The 19,637-nt window shown below is 72.7% G+C and carries 19 protein-coding genes; 2 read left to right on the top strand and 17 right to left on the bottom strand.

Annotated elements, in window-relative coordinates; all coding sequences use genetic code 11:
• Window positions 1–41: 41 nt before the first annotated feature.
• Window positions 42–797 (bottom strand): ArsR/SmtB family transcription factor, encoded by a 756-nt coding sequence (locus tag ABR737_RS41870; protein WP_350256373.1) that lies wholly within the window; start codon window positions 795–797, stop codon window positions 42–44.
• Between the two features lie 154 nt (window positions 798–951).
• Between ABR737_RS41870 and ABR737_RS41865 the strand changes: the two genes are divergently transcribed.
• The gene (locus tag ABR737_RS41865) at window positions 952–2,427 is read left to right on the top strand and encodes an MFS transporter (protein WP_350256372.1); all 1,476 of its coding nucleotides are present in this window, start codon (window positions 952–954) and stop codon (window positions 2,425–2,427) included.
• A gap of 98 nt (window positions 2,428–2,525) precedes the next feature.
• Here ABR737_RS41865 and ABR737_RS41860 read toward each other — a convergent pair whose 3' ends face one another.
• A complete protein-coding gene (locus ABR737_RS41860; protein WP_350256371.1) occupies window positions 2,526–3,050 on the bottom strand; it encodes an acyl-CoA carboxylase epsilon subunit in 525 nt (174 codons plus the stop codon).
• A gap of 293 nt (window positions 3,051–3,343) precedes the next feature.
• Here ABR737_RS41860 and efeB point away from each other — a divergent pair, with 293 nt between their 5' ends.
• A complete protein-coding gene (gene efeB, locus ABR737_RS41855) occupies window positions 3,344–4,606 on the top strand; it encodes an iron uptake transporter deferrochelatase/peroxidase subunit (protein ID WP_350256370.1) in 1,263 nt (420 codons plus the stop codon).
• Window positions 4,607–4,676: 70 nt separating this feature from the next.
• On the opposite strand, the gene hypE is transcribed toward efeB, so the two are convergent.
• The 15 genes from hypE to ABR737_RS41785 form a co-directional block, all read right to left on the bottom strand.
• Window positions 4,677–5,732 (bottom strand): hydrogenase expression/formation protein HypE, encoded by a 1,056-nt coding sequence (gene hypE / locus ABR737_RS41850; RefSeq protein ID WP_350257127.1) that lies wholly within the window; start codon window positions 5,730–5,732, stop codon window positions 4,677–4,679.
• Window positions 5,733–5,793: 61 nt separating this feature from the next.
• A complete protein-coding gene (hypD, locus tag ABR737_RS41845) occupies window positions 5,794–6,918 on the bottom strand; it encodes a hydrogenase formation protein HypD (protein ID WP_350256369.1) in 1,125 nt (374 codons plus the stop codon).
• A complete protein-coding gene (locus tag ABR737_RS41840) occupies window positions 6,915–7,289 on the bottom strand; it encodes a HypC/HybG/HupF family hydrogenase formation chaperone (protein WP_350256368.1) in 375 nt (124 codons plus the stop codon). The genes hypD and ABR737_RS41840 overlap by 4 nt, the downstream gene beginning before the upstream one ends.
• A gap of 50 nt (window positions 7,290–7,339) precedes the next feature.
• The gene (gene hypF, locus ABR737_RS41835; RefSeq protein ID WP_350256367.1) at window positions 7,340–9,802 is read right to left on the bottom strand and encodes a carbamoyltransferase HypF; all 2,463 of its coding nucleotides are present in this window, start codon (window positions 9,800–9,802) and stop codon (window positions 7,340–7,342) included.
• Window positions 9,799–10,710, bottom strand: a complete 912-nt coding sequence (hypB, locus tag ABR737_RS41830) for a hydrogenase nickel incorporation protein HypB (protein ID WP_350256366.1) — start codon at window positions 10,708–10,710, stop codon at window positions 9,799–9,801. The genes hypF and hypB overlap by 4 nt, the downstream gene beginning before the upstream one ends.
• A gap of 3 nt (window positions 10,711–10,713) precedes the next feature.
• Window positions 10,714–11,094: a hydrogenase maturation nickel metallochaperone HypA/HybF gene (locus tag ABR737_RS41825; RefSeq protein ID WP_350256365.1), complete on the bottom strand. Its 381-nt coding sequence runs from the start codon at window positions 11,092–11,094 to the stop codon at window positions 10,714–10,716.
• 126 nt (window positions 11,095–11,220) lie between these two features.
• Window positions 11,221–11,325 carry a DUF6893 family small protein gene (locus ABR737_RS44045; RefSeq protein ID WP_393311995.1) on the bottom strand — a complete coding sequence of 35 codons (105 nt, stop codon included), beginning with the start codon at window positions 11,323–11,325 and terminating at the stop codon, window positions 11,221–11,223.
• Window positions 11,319–11,903 carry a hydrogenase maturation protease gene (locus ABR737_RS41820; protein WP_350256364.1) on the bottom strand — a complete coding sequence of 195 codons (585 nt, stop codon included), beginning with the start codon at window positions 11,901–11,903 and terminating at the stop codon, window positions 11,319–11,321. The genes ABR737_RS44045 and ABR737_RS41820 overlap by 7 nt, the downstream gene beginning before the upstream one ends.
• On the bottom strand, window positions 11,900–13,321 hold the full coding sequence (locus ABR737_RS41815) for a hypothetical protein (RefSeq protein WP_350256363.1): 1,422 nt from the start codon (window positions 13,319–13,321) through the stop codon (window positions 11,900–11,902). Before ABR737_RS41815 ends, ABR737_RS41820 begins: the two co-directional genes overlap by 4 nt.
• Window positions 13,318–14,052 (bottom strand): DUF6084 family protein, encoded by a 735-nt coding sequence (locus tag ABR737_RS41810; RefSeq protein ID WP_350256362.1) that lies wholly within the window; start codon window positions 14,050–14,052, stop codon window positions 13,318–13,320. Before ABR737_RS41810 ends, ABR737_RS41815 begins: the two co-directional genes overlap by 4 nt.
• Window positions 14,049–14,717, bottom strand: a complete 669-nt coding sequence (locus ABR737_RS41805) for a DUF5947 family protein (RefSeq protein ID WP_502964455.1) — start codon at window positions 14,715–14,717, stop codon at window positions 14,049–14,051. Before ABR737_RS41805 ends, ABR737_RS41810 begins: the two co-directional genes overlap by 4 nt.
• Entirely contained in the window at window positions 14,714–15,325 is a 612-nt protein-coding gene (locus ABR737_RS41800; protein ID WP_350256361.1) for a NifU-related iron-sulfur-binding protein, read from the bottom strand. Before ABR737_RS41800 ends, ABR737_RS41805 begins: the two co-directional genes overlap by 4 nt.
• A complete protein-coding gene (locus ABR737_RS41795; protein WP_350256360.1) occupies window positions 15,322–17,106 on the bottom strand; it encodes a nickel-dependent hydrogenase large subunit in 1,785 nt (594 codons plus the stop codon). Before ABR737_RS41795 ends, ABR737_RS41800 begins: the two co-directional genes overlap by 4 nt.
• A gap of 86 nt (window positions 17,107–17,192) precedes the next feature.
• The gene (locus ABR737_RS41790) at window positions 17,193–18,281 is read right to left on the bottom strand and encodes an NADH-quinone oxidoreductase subunit B family protein (RefSeq protein ID WP_350256359.1); all 1,089 of its coding nucleotides are present in this window, start codon (window positions 18,279–18,281) and stop codon (window positions 17,193–17,195) included.
• A gap of 220 nt (window positions 18,282–18,501) precedes the next feature.
• The gene (locus ABR737_RS41785; protein ID WP_350256358.1) at window positions 18,502–19,236 is read right to left on the bottom strand and encodes a DUF4232 domain-containing protein; all 735 of its coding nucleotides are present in this window, start codon (window positions 19,234–19,236) and stop codon (window positions 18,502–18,504) included.
• Between the last annotated feature and the right edge of the window lie 401 nt (window positions 19,237–19,637).

Raw genomic sequence — 19,637 nt, 5'->3', positions numbered from 1 at the left:
GAGGGTGCGCCCCGTTCCGTCACGGACGCCCCGCGGCTCCCTCATCCGTCCCGGTCGACCGGGACGCCGAACGTGGTCGCCAGACCCTCCCGCCCGGCCTCGGTGAGATGGACGACGCGGCGGTACTTCCCGTGACGGAGCCATTCCAGGGCGAACAGCCGGGCGGTGAGCGCGGCGCCGAGTGCGCCCGCCAGATGGTGGCGCTGCTCGGCCCAGTCGACGCAGTAGCGGACGGACGCCCGGCGGCGGGGGAGGCGGTCCGTCCCGACACCGAAGGCGGTCAGCTCCCGGCGGCCGTGCGGAGTGAGGACGTAGACGAGATCCGTGGCAGCGGCATTAGCGTCCGGGGCCGTGGCGCCCCCGCTCCGCACCGTCCGCTCGGCGGCGAGGATGTCCCGCTCCTGGAGGGCGCTCATCACGGCGACGCCGAGCCGCCCCGCCAGGTGGTCGTAGCAGAGGCGGGCGCGCCACAGGGCCTTGGCGCGGGTGTCGGCGTTCAGGGACCGCACCGGCAGGGGCCGGGCGATCAGGGCGAGCTGTTCGAGAGCGCGGGCGACGTCCGTGGTGGCGAGCCGGTAGTAGCGGTGGCGGCCGTCGAGCTCGACGGTCAGCAGCCGTGCGTCGAGGAGCTTGGCCAGATGCCCGCTGATGGTGGAGTTGCTGACCCCGGCCTCGGCGGCGAGGGCACTGGCCGGCAGCGCGCCACCCCCGGCGAGGGCCAGCAGCACCTTGGCGCGGGAGGGGTCACCGATCGCCGCCGCGACGTGGGCCACGTCGGTCTCGGTCGGGGTGTCCATATCCGCGACGGTACGCCGCTCACACTTCGGCAGCGGGCGAAGCGTCCTCCCGCTCCGGCCGGGCCCGAGGGGGTGTCTCTCCTTGGCGGGCGTCTCCCCCTGGCGCGAGAACATTTCGGCGTCTGCCGTAAGGATCCGGCAGAACACTGGCCGTATGCCCACGCTCTGCGCACCCACCACGGCACCACGGACCGCGGACCGGCTCACGCCGCTGCCGCTCGTCGCCGTGTGCCTGGGGTACTTCATGGTCATCCTGGACGTCACCGTCGTCACGGTCGCTCTCCCGGCGGTCGGCACCGCCCTGCACGCCGGGGTGACCGGGCTCCAATGGGTGGTGGACGGCTACACCCTGGTGTTCGCCGGGCTGCTGCTCTTCTGCGGCGGACTCGGCGACCGGCTGGGCGGCAAGGCGGTGCTCCTGAGCGGCCTGGTGGTGTTCACCCTCGCCTCCGCCGGGTGCGCGCTGGCGCCCACCGCCACGGTGCTGGTCCTGGCCCGGCTCGTGCAGGGGCTGGGCGCGGCGCTGATGGTCCCGGCCTCACTGGCACTGCTGCGGACCGCGTACCCCGGCCGGGCGGCGCGGGCCCGCGCGTTCGGTATCTGGGGCACCGTCGCGGGCCTCGCCGCCGGGGCCGGTCCCGTCCTGGGCGGCGTCCTGGTCGCCGGGCTCGGCTGGCGGTCGGTGTTCTTCCTCAATCTCCCCGTCGGCCTCACCGCACTGTTCCTCACCTCCCGTCACGTCCCCCGCTCCCCCGCCGGCCGCACCCGCCGGGGCCTGGACCTCCCGGCCCAGACCGCGGGGGCGGGATGCCTGGCGGGCCTGGTCACCGGATGCATCGAGGCCGGGGCGCTGGACTGGACGCATCCGGCCGTCCTCGGCGCCTTCGCGGGGTGCCTCGTCGGACTCGTCGCGTTCCTGGTGCTGGAGCGGCGCTCGCCCGCCCCGATGCTGCCGCTCTCACTCTTCCGCGCCCGCGCCTTCTCGGCCTCGGCGGTCATCGGCGTGCTGCTCAACACCGGCTTCTACGGGCTGCTGTTCCTCGCCCCGCTGTACTTCCAGGGGGTACATCACTACAGCGCCCTGCGGACCGGATGCGCGCTGCTGCCCGCGGTCGGAGTGGTGGCGGCCGGCTCCGCGCTGGCCGGACGGATCACCGCCCGCACCGGGCCGCGGCTGCCCATGGTGGCGGGCCTGGTGGTGGGCGCGGCCGGACTGGCCGGCTGGCTCGTGGCCGGCCCTGGCACCCCGTACCTCGCGCTGGTGGCGCCCATGGCCTGCGCCGGCTTCGGTACCGCGCTGACCATGCCGGCCTCCACGGCGGCCGTGATGGAGGCCGCGCCGGGCGAGCGCAGCGGTGCCGCGGCCGCCGTGTTCAACGCGGCACGGCAGATCGGCAGCGCCCTCGGCGTCGCGCTCTTCGGCACGCTGGTGGCCACCGGTCTCGTGCCGGGCCTGCACACCGCGGTGGGCCTCGGTGCCGCGGGCTTCCTCGTCGCGGCGGCCCTCGCCGCACGCTGCATCCCGGGCACTGGCCGGGCGGAGCACCGGACGCGGGAGAACGGGGCGCGGGAGAAGGGGGCGCGGGAGAAGGGGGCGCGGGAGAAGGGGGCGCGGGAGAACCGGACGTGACGGGCGGAGCCGACTGCCTCCTGTCGGCTGCCGGGCGGGATTCACCGGCCGGAGGTGCGCCCGCCCGAGGCTCAGCCGGAAGTGCGCCCGCCCGAGGTTCAGCTGCAGCTCCAGCAGCCCGACCAGCATGCGGTGTGCCGGGCGCGGTGCCGTCGGCCGGCCGACCGCTCCTCGGCGTGGCCGGGCTCGGCGAGGGCGCGCAGACCGGCGAGTCGTGCGCACAGCACGACGCTGATCGCCGCGATGTCCTCGGGCTCGGCACGGCCCTTCTCGATACGCAGCCAGGAGGCGGGCAGGCCGTCGAGCGGCATCCCCTCGGCGCCCGGCGCGGCGTCATCGACGGCCGTGCCCTCGCCCGCGTCCGCAGCATCCCCGGCCACCGCGCTCTCGCCGGTGGCCCCCTCCGGCTCGGTGGCCCCGTCCTCCGTGGCGGCCCCGTCCTCCTCGGCGGGGGTGTCCGCAGCGACGGGTGCGGGCTCGCCCGTGACCGTGCCCGCGCCGACGGCCGTGCCCTCGTCGGTGACGGCGGCTGCGCCGAGGGCGTCACTCGCCTCGGTGGAGGTGCCGTCACCGGCGGGTCTGGCCTCGCCGATGACTGTGCTCGCGTCGGTGGATGTGCTCATGTGGGGTCCGTCGGATCGGTGGTGGAGCGCGGTAGGTGACCGGCGGCCCCGGCGTTGCGCTGTGCCGTGTCCGGGCAGGTCACAGGGCCGACGCTAGAAGCGCTCCGGTGCCCTGTCGCGCGGGGGGCGCTGTGGCTGCGCCATTCGGACGACCGGCCCGTGGCCAGGGCGTGATATCCGGCACCTAGGCCGTGTTGCTCCCGGCCGCCGCGTCGTGGGCGACGAGCATCGCGCACAGGTTGGTGCCACGTACGCGGCTTCCGGACGACTCAGTAGTCAGGATGGGCGGGACGATGAGATGTGATCAGGCCGGGGACGAACGTGCCCCTGAGCGGGACGACGGACGCCGGGGCTTCCTCAAGTGCGCGGCGGGGATGGCGGGTGTGGCGGCCGCCACGGGACTCGGCGGTCACGCAGCCGCCGCCGCTGCTGCGGACCGTTCCGCGAGCGGGCTTAGCGACAACGCGGGGCTGCCCGACAAGGTGCCCTTCCACGACCGCCATCAGGCCGGCATCGTGACTCCCCAGCAGCTCTTCGCCGGGTTCGTCGGCTTCGATGTGATGGCCGAGGGACGCGAGGGCCTGACCGAGCTGTTCCAGAAGCTCACCACGCGCTGCCGGGTGCTGACGGACGGGGTGAAGCCGCTGGACGAGCAGGTCGCCTCGGAACGGCCCACCCCCGACTCACTCACCATCACGCTCGGCGTCGGCGCCTCCCTGTTCGACGACCGCTTCGGGCTCTCCGGCCACAAGCCCCGGCACCTCAAGGCCATGCCGGCGTTCCCCGACGACCGGCTGGAGCCGGCGCGCTGCCACGGTGACCTGTCGCTGCAGATCTGTGCCCAGCATCCGGACGCCATCGTCCATGTGCTGCGCGATCTGGCACGGGAGACGCACGGCCGGCTGCGGCCCCGTTGGCGCGCGGACGCCTTCCTCAATCCGTCGCGGCCCTCGGGCTCACCGCGTACCTTCATCGGCTTCAAGGACGGGATCGTCAATCCGGACACCGGCTCGGGCCGTGAGATGGACCGGCTGATGTGGGTGACCCCGCCGTGCGGGGAGCCGGACTGGGCGCTGGGCGGCAGCTATCAGGTGCTGCGTCTGATCCGCTTCCACATCGAGAAGTGGGACAAGGTGCCGGTGGCCCGGCAGGAGCAGATCTTCGGCCGGCGCAAGGCGAGCGGTGCGCCCCTGGACGGCAAGCAGGAGAACGACCCGCCGAGGTACCGCGACGACCCGCACGGCAGCAAGATCCCGCTCGATTCGCATATCCGGCTGGCCAACCCGCGCACCGAGAAGACCGACAGGTCCCGCTTCCTGCGCCGGAGTTACAACTACGACCAGGGCTTCGACCAGTCCGGGCGGATGGACCTGGGACTGGTCTTCTGCGGCTACCAGCAGAACCCGGAGCGGCAGTTCGCGACCGTCCAGCGACGGCTGCGGCACGAGCCGCTGTCCAAGTTCATCACCCCGCTCGGCGGCGGCTACTTCTTCATCCTGCCCGGGGTACGGAACGCCGACGACTGGTTCGGTTCCGGGCTGCTGAGGAAGACCTGAGCGGAACGGACTCCCACGCCGAGGGCGGCACCGGAACCGGTGCCGCCCTCGGCCGTACGCCGGGACCCGCTCAGCAGATCCGCGGCAGCTGCTCCCCCAGCGGCAGATCGACCACCCGGGTGCCGCCCAGCGGGGTGCTGGCCACCACCATGCCGGGGTGGGTGGCGACGGCCTCGCCGATGATCGCGGCGCCGGCTCCCAGCGGGTGCGCGCGCATGGCGTCCAGTACGGCGTCGGCGTGCTCGCGGGGGACGAAGGCCACCAGCTTGCCCTCGTTGGCGACGTACATCGGGTCCAGGCCGAGGATCGCGCAGGCGTTGGCGACGGCCGGCGGGACCGGGATGGCGCGTTCCTGGATGACGATGCCGGTGCAGGAGGCGGTGGCGATCTCGCACAGCGCGGCGGCCAGCCCGCCGCGGGTGGGGTCGCGCAGCACATGCAGGTCGGGGGTGACGGCGAGCATGGTCTCGACGAGGCCGCCGAGGGCCGCGCAGTCGCTCTCGATCTCGACGCCGAACTCCAGGCCCTCCCGGACGCTCATGATGGCCACACCGTGCAGGCCGATGTCGCCGCTGACGATCACCACATCGCCGGGAGTGACGCGCTGGGGGCGCAGATCGACGCCCGCCGGGATCAGCCCGATGCCGGCGGTGTTGAGATAGACGCCGTCGCCGTGGCCCGCCTCGACGACCTTGGTGTCGCCGGTGGCCACCTCGACACCGGCGGCCCGCGCGGCCGCGCCCATCGCGTCGGCGACCCCGGCCACCACCGGCATCTCCACGCCTTCCTCCAGGATGAAGCCACAGGAGAGGTAGGCGGCCTGAGCGCCGCTCATGGCGAGGTCGTTGACGGTGCCGTTGACGGCGAGGTCACCGATGCAGCCGCCGGGGAAGAACAGCGGCCGCACGACATAGGAGTCGGTGGAGAACGCGAGGCGCACGCCGCCGAGGGACACCGCGGCGGAGTCACCGAGCTGGGCGAGGATTTCGCCGCCGAAGGCGGGGGCGAAGATCTGCTGGACGAGTTCCGCGGACAGGGCGCCGCCCCCGCCGTGCCCCATGACGACGCGGGGCTGGTCGCGGAGCGGGGTGGGACAGGTCCAGCCGGAGATGTCGACGGTGGGCAGGCCGCGGTCGGCCGGGGTGGGGCCGCCGCGGGCGGAACCGCCGGGGGTGGGGTGGAGAGTGTCAGACAACGGGGCTCGCCTCCTGGGGGGTGGGCGTGGTGCCGAGTCGGCGGTAGAGGTAGTAGGCGGCGCAGGCTCCCTCGCTGGAGACCATGGTGGCGCCGAGCGGGGTGCGCGGGGTGCACAGCGTCCCGAAGGCCTCGCACTCGTGCGGCTTGATGAACCCCTGGAGGACTTCCCCGCTGCGGCAGGCGGCGGGTTCCTTGGTGGTGATGCCGCCGACGGAGAAGCGGTGCTCGGCGTCGTAGTCGCGGTAGCGCTCCGACAGCCGCCAGCCGCTGGCGGGGATGGTGCCGATGCCGCGCCAGGAGCGGTCGGTGACCTCGAAGACGTCCGCGAGCATGGCCCGGGCCGCCGGGTTGCCCTCGCTGCGTACGGCGCGGGGGTAGGCATTGTCCACGGTGTGTTCACCGCGCTCCAGCTGGCGGACGGTGCGGCGGATGCCCTCCAGGATGTCCAGGGGCTCGAAGCCGGTGACCACGATCGGCACCCGGTGGCGTGCGGCCAGTTCGGGGTACTCCTCCATCCCCATCACACTGCACACGTGACCGGCGGCGAGGAACGCCTGGACCCGGCAGCCGGGCGAGGTCATGATGGCCTCGATCGCGGGCGGCACCCGCACGTGCGAGACCAGCAGGCTGAAGTTGGGGATGCCGAGCTTACGGGCCTGATACACCGTCATGGCGTTGGGCGGTGCGGTGGTCTCGAAGCCGATGCCGAAGAACACCACCTCGCGGTCCGGGTGCTGCTGGGCGATCTTCAGCGCGTCGAGCGGGGAGTAGACGACCCGTACGTCGCCGCCCCTGCTGCGCACCTGGAACAGGTCCCGGTCGCTGCCGGGGACGCGGAGCATGTCACCGAAGGAACAGAAGATCACCTCGGGGCGGGCGGCGATCTCCAGGGCCTTGTCGATGACCTCCAGCGGTGTCACACAGACCGGACAGCCGGGGCCGTGGATCAACTCGACCTGATCGGGCAGCAGTTGGTCGATGCCGTGGCGGATGATGGTGTGGGTCTGCCCGCCGCAGACCTCCATCAGGGCCCAGGGCCGGGTCACCGTGGACCGGATGTCGTCGAGCAGCCGGCGGGCGAGCTCGGGGTTCTGGAACTCGTCGAGGTACTTCACCGGCCCGCCTCCTGCGCTCCGTCGCCCACCGCGGCCGCGGGTGCGGCACCCACACCGGCGCCCGCCCCGGTGGCGGTCCCTGCGCCCGTCCCCTCCCATTCAGGTGGCGTGGCCGCCGCCTCCCAGGGGTCGCCGAACTCCTCCTGCAGCAGGCCCAGTTCCTCGAACAGGGCCAGGGTCTTGCGGGCGGACTCCTCGTCCAGCCGCTGCAGCGCGAAGCCGACGTGGACGATGGCGTACTCGCCGACCCGCAGGTCGGGGACGTACTCCAGACACACCTCCTTGACCACACCGCCGAAGTCGACGGTGGCCATCCGGGTGCCGTCCCGTTCCTCGATGTCCAATACCTTGCCGGGTACCGCCAGGCACATGAGCCTCTCCTCGTCGTGGGTACGTTGCGTCTGCCGCGCCGTGGCGCCGCTCAGCGCGCGGCGGCTCCTGCGGTGCGCGCCGCCACGACGATCTGGCCGAGCGCCAGCCCGCCGTCGTTGGGCGGGACGCGGCGGTGGCGCAGGACGGTGAAGCCGTCCTGCCGCAGGAGGCGGGCGGCGGCCTCGGCCAGCAGGGTGTTGGCGAAGACGCCGCCGGTCAGTGCCACGGTCGTCAGGCCCGCGCGCTCCCGGGCCAACGCGCAACCCCGGCGGACGAGGTCGGCGACCGCGGTGTGGAAGCGGGCCGCGATCAGCGCCGGGGCGGTACCCGCGCGCAGGTCCGCGACGACGGCGGCGAGCACCGGCGCCGGGTCGGCGACGGTGTCGGCGCCCGTCGTGCCCATCGGTGCGGCGCGCAGCGCGAACACATAGCCGGGCCCGTGGTCCTCGCCCGCGGTCAGGGCCGCGGCTTCGAGGGCAACGGCGGCCTGGGCCTCGTAACCGGCGAGGTGGCAGATCCCGGCCAGCGAGGAGACGGCGTCGAAGAGACGGCCCATGCTGGAGGTGGGCACACAGTTGAGGTGACGTTCGAGCTGCCGGGCCAGCAACTGCCGTTCCTGCGGAGGGCAGGCGGCCACCGGCGGCAGGTCCTCGGCCCAGTCGAGGCCGGCGGCGCGCAGATGGGCCAGGGCCATCCGGTAGGGGCGCCGTACGGTGGTGTCGCCGCCGGGCAGCGGGACGTAGGCGAGCTGGCCGAAGCGCCGGTATCCGTCGTAGTCGGCGAGCAGGATCTCGCCGCCCCAGATGGCGTGGTCGTCGCCGTAGCCGGTGCCGTCGAAGGCGACGCCGATCACGGGGTGGCCGTCGGGGAGGCCGTGTTCGGCCATGGCCGCGGCGACATGGGCGTGGTGGTGCTGGACGCGGACCAGCGGCCGCCCGTCGGTGTGGCGCTGGGCCCACTGCCCGGAGCGGTAGCCGGGGTGCCGGTCGGCGGCGAGCACCTGCGGGCGCACCCCGGTGACCGTCTCCAGATGCGCCGCGGCCTCCTCGAACGCGAGCTGGGTCGCCAGGTCGCCCATGTCGCCGATGTGCGCGGACAGCCAGGCGCGGTCTCCCTCCGCGAGGCAGAGCACGTTCTTGAGGTCGCCGCCGGTCGCGAGCGCGGGCCGGACCGGTACCGGGAGCGGGACGGGCAACGGGGCATACCCGCGCGAGCGGCGGATGAACAGCGGCTCCCCGTCGCTGAGGCGGACCACGGAGTCGTCGCAGGGGATGCGGATCGGCCGGTCGTGGGTGAGCCAGGCGTCGGCCAGGTGCGCCAGGCGCCGTACGGCTTCGCCGTCGTCGGTGACGATCGGTTCGCCGGCGACATTGCCGCTGGTCATGACGAGCAGCCGGGGCCCGCGGGAGTCTCCCCGCCCGGACGAAGCCGAGAGTGGGGGCGGGTCGCCGGGCAGACCGAGCAGCAGGTGGTGCAGCGGGGTGTACGGCAGCATGACGCCCAGGTCGGGGCTGCCGGGGGCGACGGCGCCGGACAGCACCGGCGCGTCCGGGGCCGGGGCCGGGGCCGGGGCGGGGTCCTGGTGGCGGCGCAGCAGGACGATGGGGCGTACGGGCCCGGTGAGCAGGGCGCGTTCCTCGGCGCGTACACGTACCAGGTGCTCGATGTCCGCGAGTTGCCGGGCCATCAGGGCGAAGGGCTTGTCGCCGCGGTTCTTCCGGGCGCGCAGCAGGCTGACGGCGGTGTCGTCGGAGGCGTCGCAGACGAGGTGGTAGCCGCCCAGGCCCTTGACCGCCACGATCGCGCCGCCGGCGAGCAGCCGGCGGGCGTCGGCGACCGGGTCGGGACCGGGCGAAGGGCGCGGCGGGCGGGTGCGGTCGGCCGGGTCCGCGGTCAGCAGGCGCAGCCGGGGGCCGCAGTCGTGGCAGGAGATGGGCTGGGCGTGGAAGCGCCGGTCGGCGGGGTCCGCGTACTCCCGTGCGCAGCGGGGGCACATCGGGAAGCGGTCCATGGTGGTCAGCGCACGGTCGTAGGGGACCCCGGTGACGATGGTGAAGCGTGGCCCGCAGTGGGTGCAGGTGAGGAAGGGGTGGCGGTGGCGGCGGTCGGCCGGGTCGGCCAGCTCGGCGAGGCAGGCCTCGCAGGTGGCGGCGTCCGGGGAGACCAGGGTGCGGGAGGGGCCGTCGGCGCGGGAGGGGAGGATGTGGAATCCGGCGTCGCCGGTCACCGCGACGTCCTCGGCGTGGACGGTCTCGACCACGGCCAGCGGTGGCGCATCGCTGCTGATCCGCCGGCCGAACAGGGCGAGCGCGGCGGCGGCCCCCTCGACCTCGGTGACGACGCCCTCGCCGGTGTTGGTCACATGGCCCGTCAGGCCCAGTTCCGTGGCGAGGGTGTGGACGAACGGGCGGAAGCCGACGCCCTGGACGACACCGCGCACGGTGATCCGGCGGCGTCCGGCGGCTGTCGCGGGGGGCGTAGCGGTGCCCGCATCGGCCTGCCCGGTCGTCATGAGCGGCTCGACGCCACGGTGTCGGGGTCGGGGTCGGTGGTGTGCGGGCGGCCGCTGTCCTGGGCCCGCGGCGCGTGGGCGTGCTCGCGGCGGTGGCTGTGGTCCGTGCCGTGGCTGTGGTCCCCGTGGTGGCTGTGGTCCTTCGCGTGGCTGTGGCCCTCGCCGTGGACGTGGCCCTCGTCGTGCGGCTGGCCTTCCTCCGCGTCATGGACGTGATGGGACTTGCGGGTCATGACCGGGATGTGCACCGGCGCTCCGTCGCGCGCGGCCAGCGCCCGGTCCACCAGGACGCCGTCCCCTTCGCCCCGGCGCGCCGAGGTGAGGACGACCTCGACACCGGGGTTGATGCGTTCGACGTTGGCGCGGAACTCCGCCTCGTCGAAGGAGACCGCCTCGGCGATATCGGTCTTGGTGACCACGACCAGGTGGGCGAGTCCGAAGGCGGTGGGGTACTTCAGCGGCTTGTCCTCGCCCTCGGTCACCGACGCCAGTACGATGCGCAGCGTCTCCCCCAGGTCGTAGGAGGCCGGGCAGACCAGGTTGCCGACGTTCTCGATGAACAGCAGCCGGGTGTCGGCGGGCAGCCACCCGTGGAGGTGCCCGCCCAGCATCTCGGCCTCGAGGTGGCACAGCCCGTCGGTCAGCACCTGTTTGACGGGCACGCCGGAGCGGGCCAGCCGTACGGCGTCGTTCTCGGTGGCGAGGTCGGCGGTGAGCGCCGCGACCGGGATGCCCCGGCTGCGGGCGAGGGTGAGTTCCCGCTCCAGAAGGGCGGTCTTGCCGCTGCCGGGGCTGGAGAGCAGGTTGACGACGGCGGTGCCACGGGCGGCCAGGTCCTCGCGCAGGGTGTGGGCGCAGGCGTCGTTCTTGGCAAGGACCGCCTGTTGCAGGTCGACGACACGGCACATGGTTCAGCGCTCCTCAGGAATCGGGGCGTGCGCCGGGGCGTCGTTCCAGCACACACGGATGATCTGCAGTTCCCGGCCGGACAGCAGCTCGGTCGTCGCCCCGCCGCACCCGGGACAGCTGAGCTGCGGTGGCATGCCCACCGGCCAGGTGTCCGCACAGGGGCCGCAGCGGGCGCGGGCCGGGACGGGGTCGGTGATCAGCTCGGCACCCTCCAGCACCGTTCCGGCGCAGGCGAGTTCGAAGGAGAAGGCCAGCGCGTCAGGGACCACCCCGGCCAGTTCGCCGACCTGCAGCCGGACGCTGTTGACGGTGATGGCCCCGGTGGGCCGGGCGGCGTTCTCGACCTGCTCCACGACCGCAAGCGCGATGGACATCTCGTGCATCGGTCCCTCTCTGGTGCGGGCACGACCGGGTGCCGCCCGGCTTCATTAGACGGCGGGCCCGGAGGGCGGCTGCGGTGCCTCGCCGGGGTGGCGCGGTGCGTACACCGTTCGGTGCAGCGCCACCCGTCACATGGACCGGATGCGCAAATAGCGCTTGACGTCGGGCAGTACGGCCTTGAGGGCAACGGCGAGCGTGGCGGCGAGCGCTCCGCCCAGGGCGAGCTTCAGCATGGTGTCGTGTTCCTCTCATCACTGGTGTGCGGTGCGGCGGCGGCCGGTGCCGGCTCCGCCGTGCCGACCAGCCGCAGGATCAGCCCCACGGCCTCGTCGACCGCGGCGTCGACCCGTTCGCTGAGCCCGATGCCCTCGGCGACATCGGCGGGTTCACAGCCGACGACCAAGACGCGCTCCGGGCGCCGGCCGTCGGTCCCCGCGCTGAGGGTGTCGAGCAGCGCGAGCACGGTGTCGGGAGTCATGTGGTGACCGTCGAGCGCGGTGTCGTGGGGGCGGGCGCCGGCCGGAGCGGTGGCGTCGAGGAGGTGGACGGTGCCGGGTTCGGCGCCGCGCGCGGAGGCGTCCACCAGCAGCACCGTGTGGTAGCCGTCCAGCATCTGGTAGGCCAGATGCACTCCGCGTACGCCGATGTCGACGACCTCGACCCCGTCCCGCAGCCGGTGTTCGCCCAGCCGTCGTACGACCTCGACACCGAATCCGTCGTCGCCGAGGAAGATATTGCCGACGCCGGCGATCAGGGTCTTGGCGGGTGGTCCGGCGACCGGTGGTCCGGTGACCGGCGCTTCGGCGTTCACGCGTCCTCCAGGGGGGCGATTTCGTCGGGTTGGAAGTACAGGAACCGGCCCTGCTCGCGCCGGATGTCGACGCCCGGGTCGCCCTCGACGGTCACCGCGAGGTGCACCCCGCCGTCGACGTCGTGCAACACGGCCTCGACGTGGGCGGTGCGGCCCTGGAGAAAGAGGTCCTGGGCGTCGGTGCGACGGAGTCCGGGCCGCAGCAGCACCCGGCTGCCGGCGCCGACCGGGTGCCCGTCGACGGTGATCCGGTCGCGTACGGGGTCGACGCTGCGGTCGCTCTCCGGGTCCCACCAGGGGGTGTCCGGGCGCAGGCCCGGCACGTCGGGGGTCAGGTCGTCGGGTGCGGCCGGGCCCGGGCCGGTGACCTCGCGCAGGGCCCGGACGGCGCCGTGCAGGCGTTCCAGCACCTCGGGCGGCATGGTGTCGGCGAGCTCGATGACCTCCGCGGCCCGGGCGTCGGTGCCGCGGGCCTCGCGCTTCTCCTGGTCGGTGAGGGCCGCGGTGCGCAGGGCGAGGATTTCGTCGATCTCCAGGGCGTCGTAGAGCGCGCCGGGGCTCTCGGGCGCGATGGCCGGGTGGTCCTCCAGGATGATCGGGGAGGACAGGACCACATCGGCGCGGCCCGAGGCTCCGGCCAGCACGGGCCAGACGTGCTCGTTGCGGCAGGCCGCGACGGCGCCCGTGGCCCACTCCGGCGGGTCGGTCATGGACACGAACGAGCCCGCGCTCAGGCCGAGGAAGAGATGGGCACCGACCAGCGAATGCGGCAGCGCCGCGTCACGGTCGGCGGCGGTGTCCTCGGGTTGCCAGCCGCTGGTGTTCTCGACGGTCGCGGTCAGCCGCAGCGCCGCGTAGGGGCCGTCGATTTCGCTCGCGGTCAGCCGCACGCGTCCCCGGAGCTCCGCGCGGCGGCGCACCAGCCTGCCGACGAGGCGCCCGTCCGCGTCGTGCACCGGCTCGGTCTCCTCCCCCGCGGGCCGGGTGAAGGGGACAGTGACGCCCTCGCCGGTCAGCCGGGAGATCTCGGCCGCGAGCGGGACACGCTCCTCGACGCCCTCGTCCCAGGGGACCAGTACCCGGTCGGGCAGTTCGAACTCCGCGACGGTCTCGAACTCGCCGTCCGGGCAGAGGCGTTGGACGGTGCGCCGCTGTGCGTGCAGAAACCGGAGCTCGGCCGAGAGCCGGGCCCCCGACCTGGGCTCCATGAGGCATTCGGTGCGCTGGAAGGAGTGCTCCGCGCTCCGGGCGCCCCAGTGCGGCGGGACGAGGACGCCGAACTGCCAGCGGAGTTTGTTCTTGGCGGCGGAGGCGCGGTACGGGTAAAGCACATAGCCCTCGAACAGCACGGCGTCCGCCACGTGGCGGGCGGTGGCGAAGCGGTCCGCCGTCTCGTCGGGCGAGACGCTGGTCGTCACGGCGCGGTCCTTTCGGTGACGGGATGAACGGCGGCGGGGCCGGCGGCGGCGGAGCGCGCGGTGGCGCCGGGGAAGCGCCGGGCGCGCGGTGCGGGCGGTTCGGTGCCCTCCGCGGTGGCCAGCAGTGACTCGACGGTCGCCTGCCAGGAGGGCAGGGCGCGCCGCGAGCGGTAGGCGAGCAGCGCGTCGAGGGTTTCGCGGGGCAGCCGCAGCCAGCCGCAGCCGGGGAAGTGCGTCTCGGTCATCTCCTGCCAGACGGCCACCGGCATCCGTACGGACGCTTCCTTGCTCCAGGGCACCGGCTCGACGTGGAAGCCTCCGCTGCCCGCGAACACCGTGCCGGAGAACAGCAGCAGCAGCGGGACCTCGCCGTCGCGCAGCGCATGGAAGTAGCGGCCGGCCGCAACCTCCAGGTCGTAGCCGCACGGGACCGGGAGGTCCACCTCGGTTTCTCCGGTGAAACCCGGGACGACCAGGGAGACCTGGGCGAACTGCAGGGGCTGCAGGGTGCTGCCCCAGCGGGACCGCTCGCCGAAGAGATCGCTGAGCGCCTCGGCCTCGTCGGGGCGGTAGCCGCGCCGGGCCGGTTCGATGCGGAGCTGGCAGCGCAGCGCGAGGGCGTGCACCCTGGCCCCTTCGGCGGCGGTGATCCGCAGCCGGAAGAGCAGGGTGGGGGCGGCGGCGTAGCGGTCGGCGCGGACACCGGTGCAGTCGAAGGACAGATCGGTCACGGCCGGTCGTCCTCCTTCGGCTCACGGGCCCTGCGTGCGACCTTGGCGAAGAAGTCGCAGAGCGCGGTGCGCGCTTCGGCCCCGCCGTCGAAGCCCTGCCACAACAGGCGCATCCGGCCGACGAGTTCGTAGCAGATGTCGACCGGCACCAGATAGCAGTCGATCCGGCCCTCGGAGCGGCGCAGCAGCAGCGCCTCCACATCGGGCCGCAGGAGGCCGGCCAGCCGGCTGGCGGCCAGCACGCTCTGCCAGGTCGAGGGGTCGAGTTCGCTCTCGGTGGCGCCGGCCGGACTCGGGTAGAGCGCGACCAGCCGGTCGGGGTCGGCCTGGCGCAGGAAGAAGACGACGCCGACGGGGATCTGGAGGAGGTTCCAGGCCGCGTCGTCGAGGGTGTGGCCAGGGTCGACGAGATAGCGGTCGGGGACGGTGTGGAACTGCCCGCCGCCGGCACCGGGCCGGTCGAAGAGCAGTGCGCAGGGGGTGCAGGCGCAGGCCAGTGCGCGGCGTTCGAGGTTCACCAGGTGACGGTGGTTGTGCTCGGCCAGCACCACACCGCACAGTTCGCAGCGTTCGGGGGTGGGCGGTACCGGCGCGCGGAAGCGGCGCAGACCGCGGTGGGCGGCCGCCGGTCCGAGCCGCGGGGGCGCCGCCTGCCGGCCGCTCACGGGGCGGTGGCGGCGGTCGGCGGACGACGGGAGATCTGCAGCAGCGCCGGTTCGGTCCGGTCCCCCGCCGTCTCCCACCGCACCGAGGTCACCTCGGGCGCGAAGCAGGACACGGCGGCCTCGACGGCCTGCTGGGCCTGCTGGTTGGTGCTCGGGCAGCCGCAGCCTCCGCCGTCGCCGGCGCGCAGTCGCAGCGCCCCGCTCTCCGCGTCGAACTCCGCGATGTCGGCGGGGTGTTGACGGCGGACGCTGTCGAGGGCGCGGCCGATGCGTGCCGCGGTGTCCTCGGGGTGCAGGTCGTGCAGCACGAGCAGGCTGGTCACCAGCTCATCGCGGAGCAGCGCCGGCCGGGGGCCGCCGTCCTCCGTGGCGCTGTCCACGAGGTGCATGATCCGGGCGAGTCCCGCGCCGTAGAAGTCCATCAGGACCCGGACCAGTTCCTCGGCGGCGGCGCCCGCCTCGCGGTCGCGCCCGGCGAGGTGGTCCAGTACCTCTTCGACGCGTCGTCCGGTCGTCTCGGCGTTCGGCACGGTGCCCGGGGACGCGGCGCCCCGGGGGGCGCCGGCTCCGGGTGCGGCGGCCTGCGCCGCGGTGGTCCGGGCGCTCATCCCGACAACCCGCTCAGGCCGGTGGGCACATGCATCTTCTGTACGGACTTGCCGTCTCCGACGTACATGTGGACGCCGCAGGGCAGACACGGGTCGAAGCTGCGCACGGTGCGCATGATGTCGATGCCCTTGAAGTTCTCCGGGGAGTTCTCCTCGAAGATCGGGGTGTTCTGCACGGCGTCCTCGTACGGGCCCGGGGTGCCGTAGGTGTCGCGGGTGCTGGCGTTCCACGGGGTGGGCGGGTACGGGTGGTAGTTGGCGATCTTCCCGTCCCGGATGACCATGTGGTGCGAGAGCACACCGCGTACCGCCTCGGTGAAGCCGCAGCCGATGGACTCGTCGGGCACCTCGAACTTCTCCCAGGTCTGGGTGCGTCCGGCCCGGACCTCTTCGAGCCCCTGCTCGGCGAAGTGCAGTGCCATGGCCGCCGTGTACGCCTGGAAGTAGGTGCGGGCGCGGTTACGCTCCAGCGCGTTGCTCCACTTGGGGATCTTCCATTCGAAGCGGGCCTCGGGCTTGGTCATGCTGCGCGGCAGGTCGATGGTGACGCTGTGGCCGGTGGCCTTGACGTACGGGGTGTCGACGAGCCCGGACAGCGCGGTGGACCACAGGCGGGCGATCGGGCCGCCGCCGGTGTCCAGCGCCAGATGCTCGTTGCCGTCGAACCAGCGCGGGGACATCACCCAGCTGTACTTGTCGTTGAAGTCCCGCTTCTGCGGCGCGGGGATGGTGTGCTGGTTCCACGGGTGCCGCGGGTCGACGGGGTTGCCGAGCGGGTCGTGGGTGACGAACAGCTCCTGGCCCTCCCAGTCCTGGTAGTAGGAGCTGCCCAGCAGGATCCGGATGCCGAGGTTGATCTCGGTGAGGTCGTTGGTCACCAGCTTGCCGTCGACGATGACGCCGGGGGTGACGAACATCTTCCGTCCCCAGTCCGTCATGTTGCGATAGGTGAAGTCGCAGTGGTCGGGGTCGTTGAGCGCCCCCCAGCAGCCCAGCAGCACCCGCCGCCGGCCGACCTCCTCGTATCCGGGCAGCGCCTCGTAGAAGAAGTCGAACAGGTCGTCGTGGAGCGGGACGACGCGCTTCATGAACTCCACGTAGCGCATCAGCCGGCTGAGGTAGTCGGTGAAGAGCTGGACGCTGGCGATGGTGCCGACGCCGCCCGGGTAGAGCGTGGAGGGGTGCACATGGCGGCCCTCCATGAGGCAGAACATCTCCCGGGTGTAGCGGCTGACCTGCAGCGCCTCCCGGTAGAACTCGCCCTCCAGGGGGTTGAGGGAGCTCATGATGTCGGCGATGGTGCGGTAGCCGTGCTCAGCCGCGTGCGGGGCCTCGGTGCGCTGGGCGAGTTCCCACACGCCGGGGTTGGTCTCGCGCACCATCTTTTCGCAGTAGTCGACCCCGACCAGGTTCTCCTGGAAGATGTTGTGGTCGAACATGTACTCGGCGGACTCGCCGAGGTTGATGATCCACTCCCCCAGGTGCGGGGGCTTCACGCCGTAGGCCATGTTCTGCGTGTAGACGGAGCACGTGGCGTGGTTGTCACCGCAGATACCGCAGATCCGGCTGGTGATGAAGTGCGCGTCACGCGGGTCCTTGCCCCGCATGAAGACGCTGTAGCCACGGAAGACGGAGGAGGTGCTGTAGCACTCCGCCACCCGCTTCTGCTTGAAGTCGATCTTCGTGTGGATGCCGAGGCTGCCCACGATCCGGGTGATCGGATCCCAGGACATCTCCGTCAGACCGCTGCCGTCACCGGCCGCCTTCGTCTTCGGTGCCATCGTGAGTGCCGTGCCCTTCTGTTGCGCGCGGAAGTGAGGTCGGACGGAGGTCCGGAAGGAGCCGGACGGCTACGGGCGGGGTGCGCTCACCACGGTTTCCGGTAGCCGGTGGTCAGTTGGTCGCCGCGGTGGCGCCACTTGGGCTCGTGATCGACGGTCTTGGCCGTGATGTCCCGCAGCCGGCGGATGACACTGCCGTACGCGGCGCTGGCGGTACTGGAGAGCTTGCCGCCGGGCGGCTCGTCCATGAACGGCATGAACTTGTCGGGGAAGCCGGGCATGGTGCAGGCGATACAGATTCCGCCGACGTTCGGGCAGCCGCCGATGCCGTCCATCCAGCCCCGCTTGGGCACGTTGCATTTGACCACGGGACCCCAGCAGCCGAGCTTCACCAGACACTTGGGCGAGTCGTAGGTGGTGGCGAACTGGCCCTGTTCGTAGTAGCCGGCGCGGTCGCAGCCCTCGTGCACGGTCGCGCCGAAGAGCCAGGTGGGGCGCAGCTGGTCGTCCAGCGGGATCATCGGGGCCGAGCCCACCGCCTGGTAGAGCAGGTAGACCAGCGTCTCGGAGAAGTTGTCCGGCTGGATCGGGCAGCCGGGCACACAGACGATCGGGATCCCGGCCTTGGAGGTCCAGTCCCAGCCCAGGTAGTCGGGCACGCCCATGGCTCCGGTCGGGTTGCCCGCCATCGCATGGATACCGCCGTACGTGGCGCAGGTGCCGATGGCGACCACGGCGAGCGCCTTGGGGGCGAGCCGGTCGATCCACTCACTGGTCGTGATCGGCTGGCCGGTCTCGGGGTCGTCACCGAAACCGCACCAGTAGCCCTCGGGCTTGATGGATTCGTTGGGGATGGATCCCTCGATGACCAGCACGAACGGGTCGATCTCGCCGCGCTCGCCCTTGAAGAACCACTCGATGAAATTGTCCGCGCCCTGGACCGGGCCGCATTCGAAGTCGATCAGTGGCCAGTGGACGGCAACCTTGGGCAGCCCCGGCAGCACACTGAGCGCGATCTCCTCAATGCTCGGCTGGGTCGCTGCGGTCAGCGACACGGAGTCGCCGTCGCAACTCAGGCCGGCGTTGATCCAGAGAATGTGGATCGGGGACTCGTCCTCGGCGGACGGCTTTCCGTTCGCAGCGGCCTGGGCGGCCACGCTCGAAGCTGCAGACATGGGGATGGCTCCTCGGCAGATATGCAACGAAAGCACTCATTCAAGGCTTCCATCCACCTTGGTAACACCGATCCGGAGTGGCGGGGCGGTCACAAGGGGCCGTTGTGGTGAACCGTCCCGGCGCCCGGCCCGCCGCGGGACGCCGCCCCGCCGGAGAACGCACGGGAGCCGGGTGACCACCCTCGCGGCCGCCCGGCTCCCGTGTCGCCGTACAACGGTGTCAGCCCAGTCCCCCGGCCTCCACCGCGGTCACGTCGAACCGTCCGCCGCACACCCGCAGACCGGCGCTGCCCGTGGTCATCGGCTCCTTGGATCCGGGCGGGTAGACGAAGACGAGCTGCGAGCGGTCCCAGCACGGGGTGTCCGAGACGCCTTCGTTGAGGGTGTGCAGCACGGCGTGTGCGCTCTGCCCCGGCTGGAGCCGGACGGCACCACCGGAGCCGCCTCCGCGGGTGGCGGGCTTGCCGACCGCCGAGCCGTCCCGCTTGATCAGCGAGACCCCGGGATAGCCGCGCAGTGAGCAGGCCTTCTTGCCCTTGTTCGTGAAGACGAGGGGATAGCGGATGTTGCCCGCACCGATGTCGGAGGCGCCCAGGCGCAGCGACATCTGGTCAGCGGTGCAACGGTCCGACGCCGCCATGGCGGAGGCCTGGGACTGTGCGGCGCTCGGAGCCTTGCCCGTCGGCTTGCTGCCGGGGGAGGCCGTCTTCGCCGAGGAGTCCGAGGACTGCTGACCGTGTGCGGAGGACTGCGGTTGCGCCCCGGTCGACTTGCTGCTGCCGCCGGCCGACTGCGAGCCGTCACCGCTCTGCTTGGCGGGTGCGGCGGCCGACGAGGGGTGCGAGGTGGCGTCGGGCCCACCCTGGCAGGCGGTGAGCCCCAGCGCCGCGACGGCGATCAGCGATCCCGCGGCGACACGCCGGCCGCGGCCGAGAGTCTTGAAGGTGAGCGACATAAGTGTCCCCCTCGTCTGGTAGGTGCGAGCTCTCGTCGTAGGTGCGTACGGTCCGGCCCATGCTCCTTCCAGCGTGGCCTCGGGCACTGCCGGTCCGCTAACGAGGCACTAACACACCACTAACGAGCCGGAGCGCTCGGCACGCCGGTCACCCCGGAAATCGACGTGACCAGCCGGTATGCGGGGCGTGTCGCCCAGAATCGCAGAGAATTCCCGAGTTGCGGGTACGCCACCGCCAGGTTCGGCCGTTCCGTCGACCGGGATCACCGGGATCACCGGTCCCACGGGCCCCGGCAGGCCCGGCGCGCCCGGTTTGCCCGGCGGCCCCGGTTTGCCCGGCGGGCGCTCGAAGAGGCTCATTCCCGCGCCGGTAGGTGCGACAGACGCGGAGCGGCGCCGCG

It is taken from the genome of Streptomyces sp. Edi2, from assembly GCF_040253635.1.
Lineage (GTDB): Bacteria > Actinomycetota > Actinomycetes > Streptomycetales > Streptomycetaceae > Streptomyces.
The sequence above is the reverse complement of the archived record's forward strand: the minus strand, read 5'-3'. Positions and strand labels throughout refer to the sequence as shown.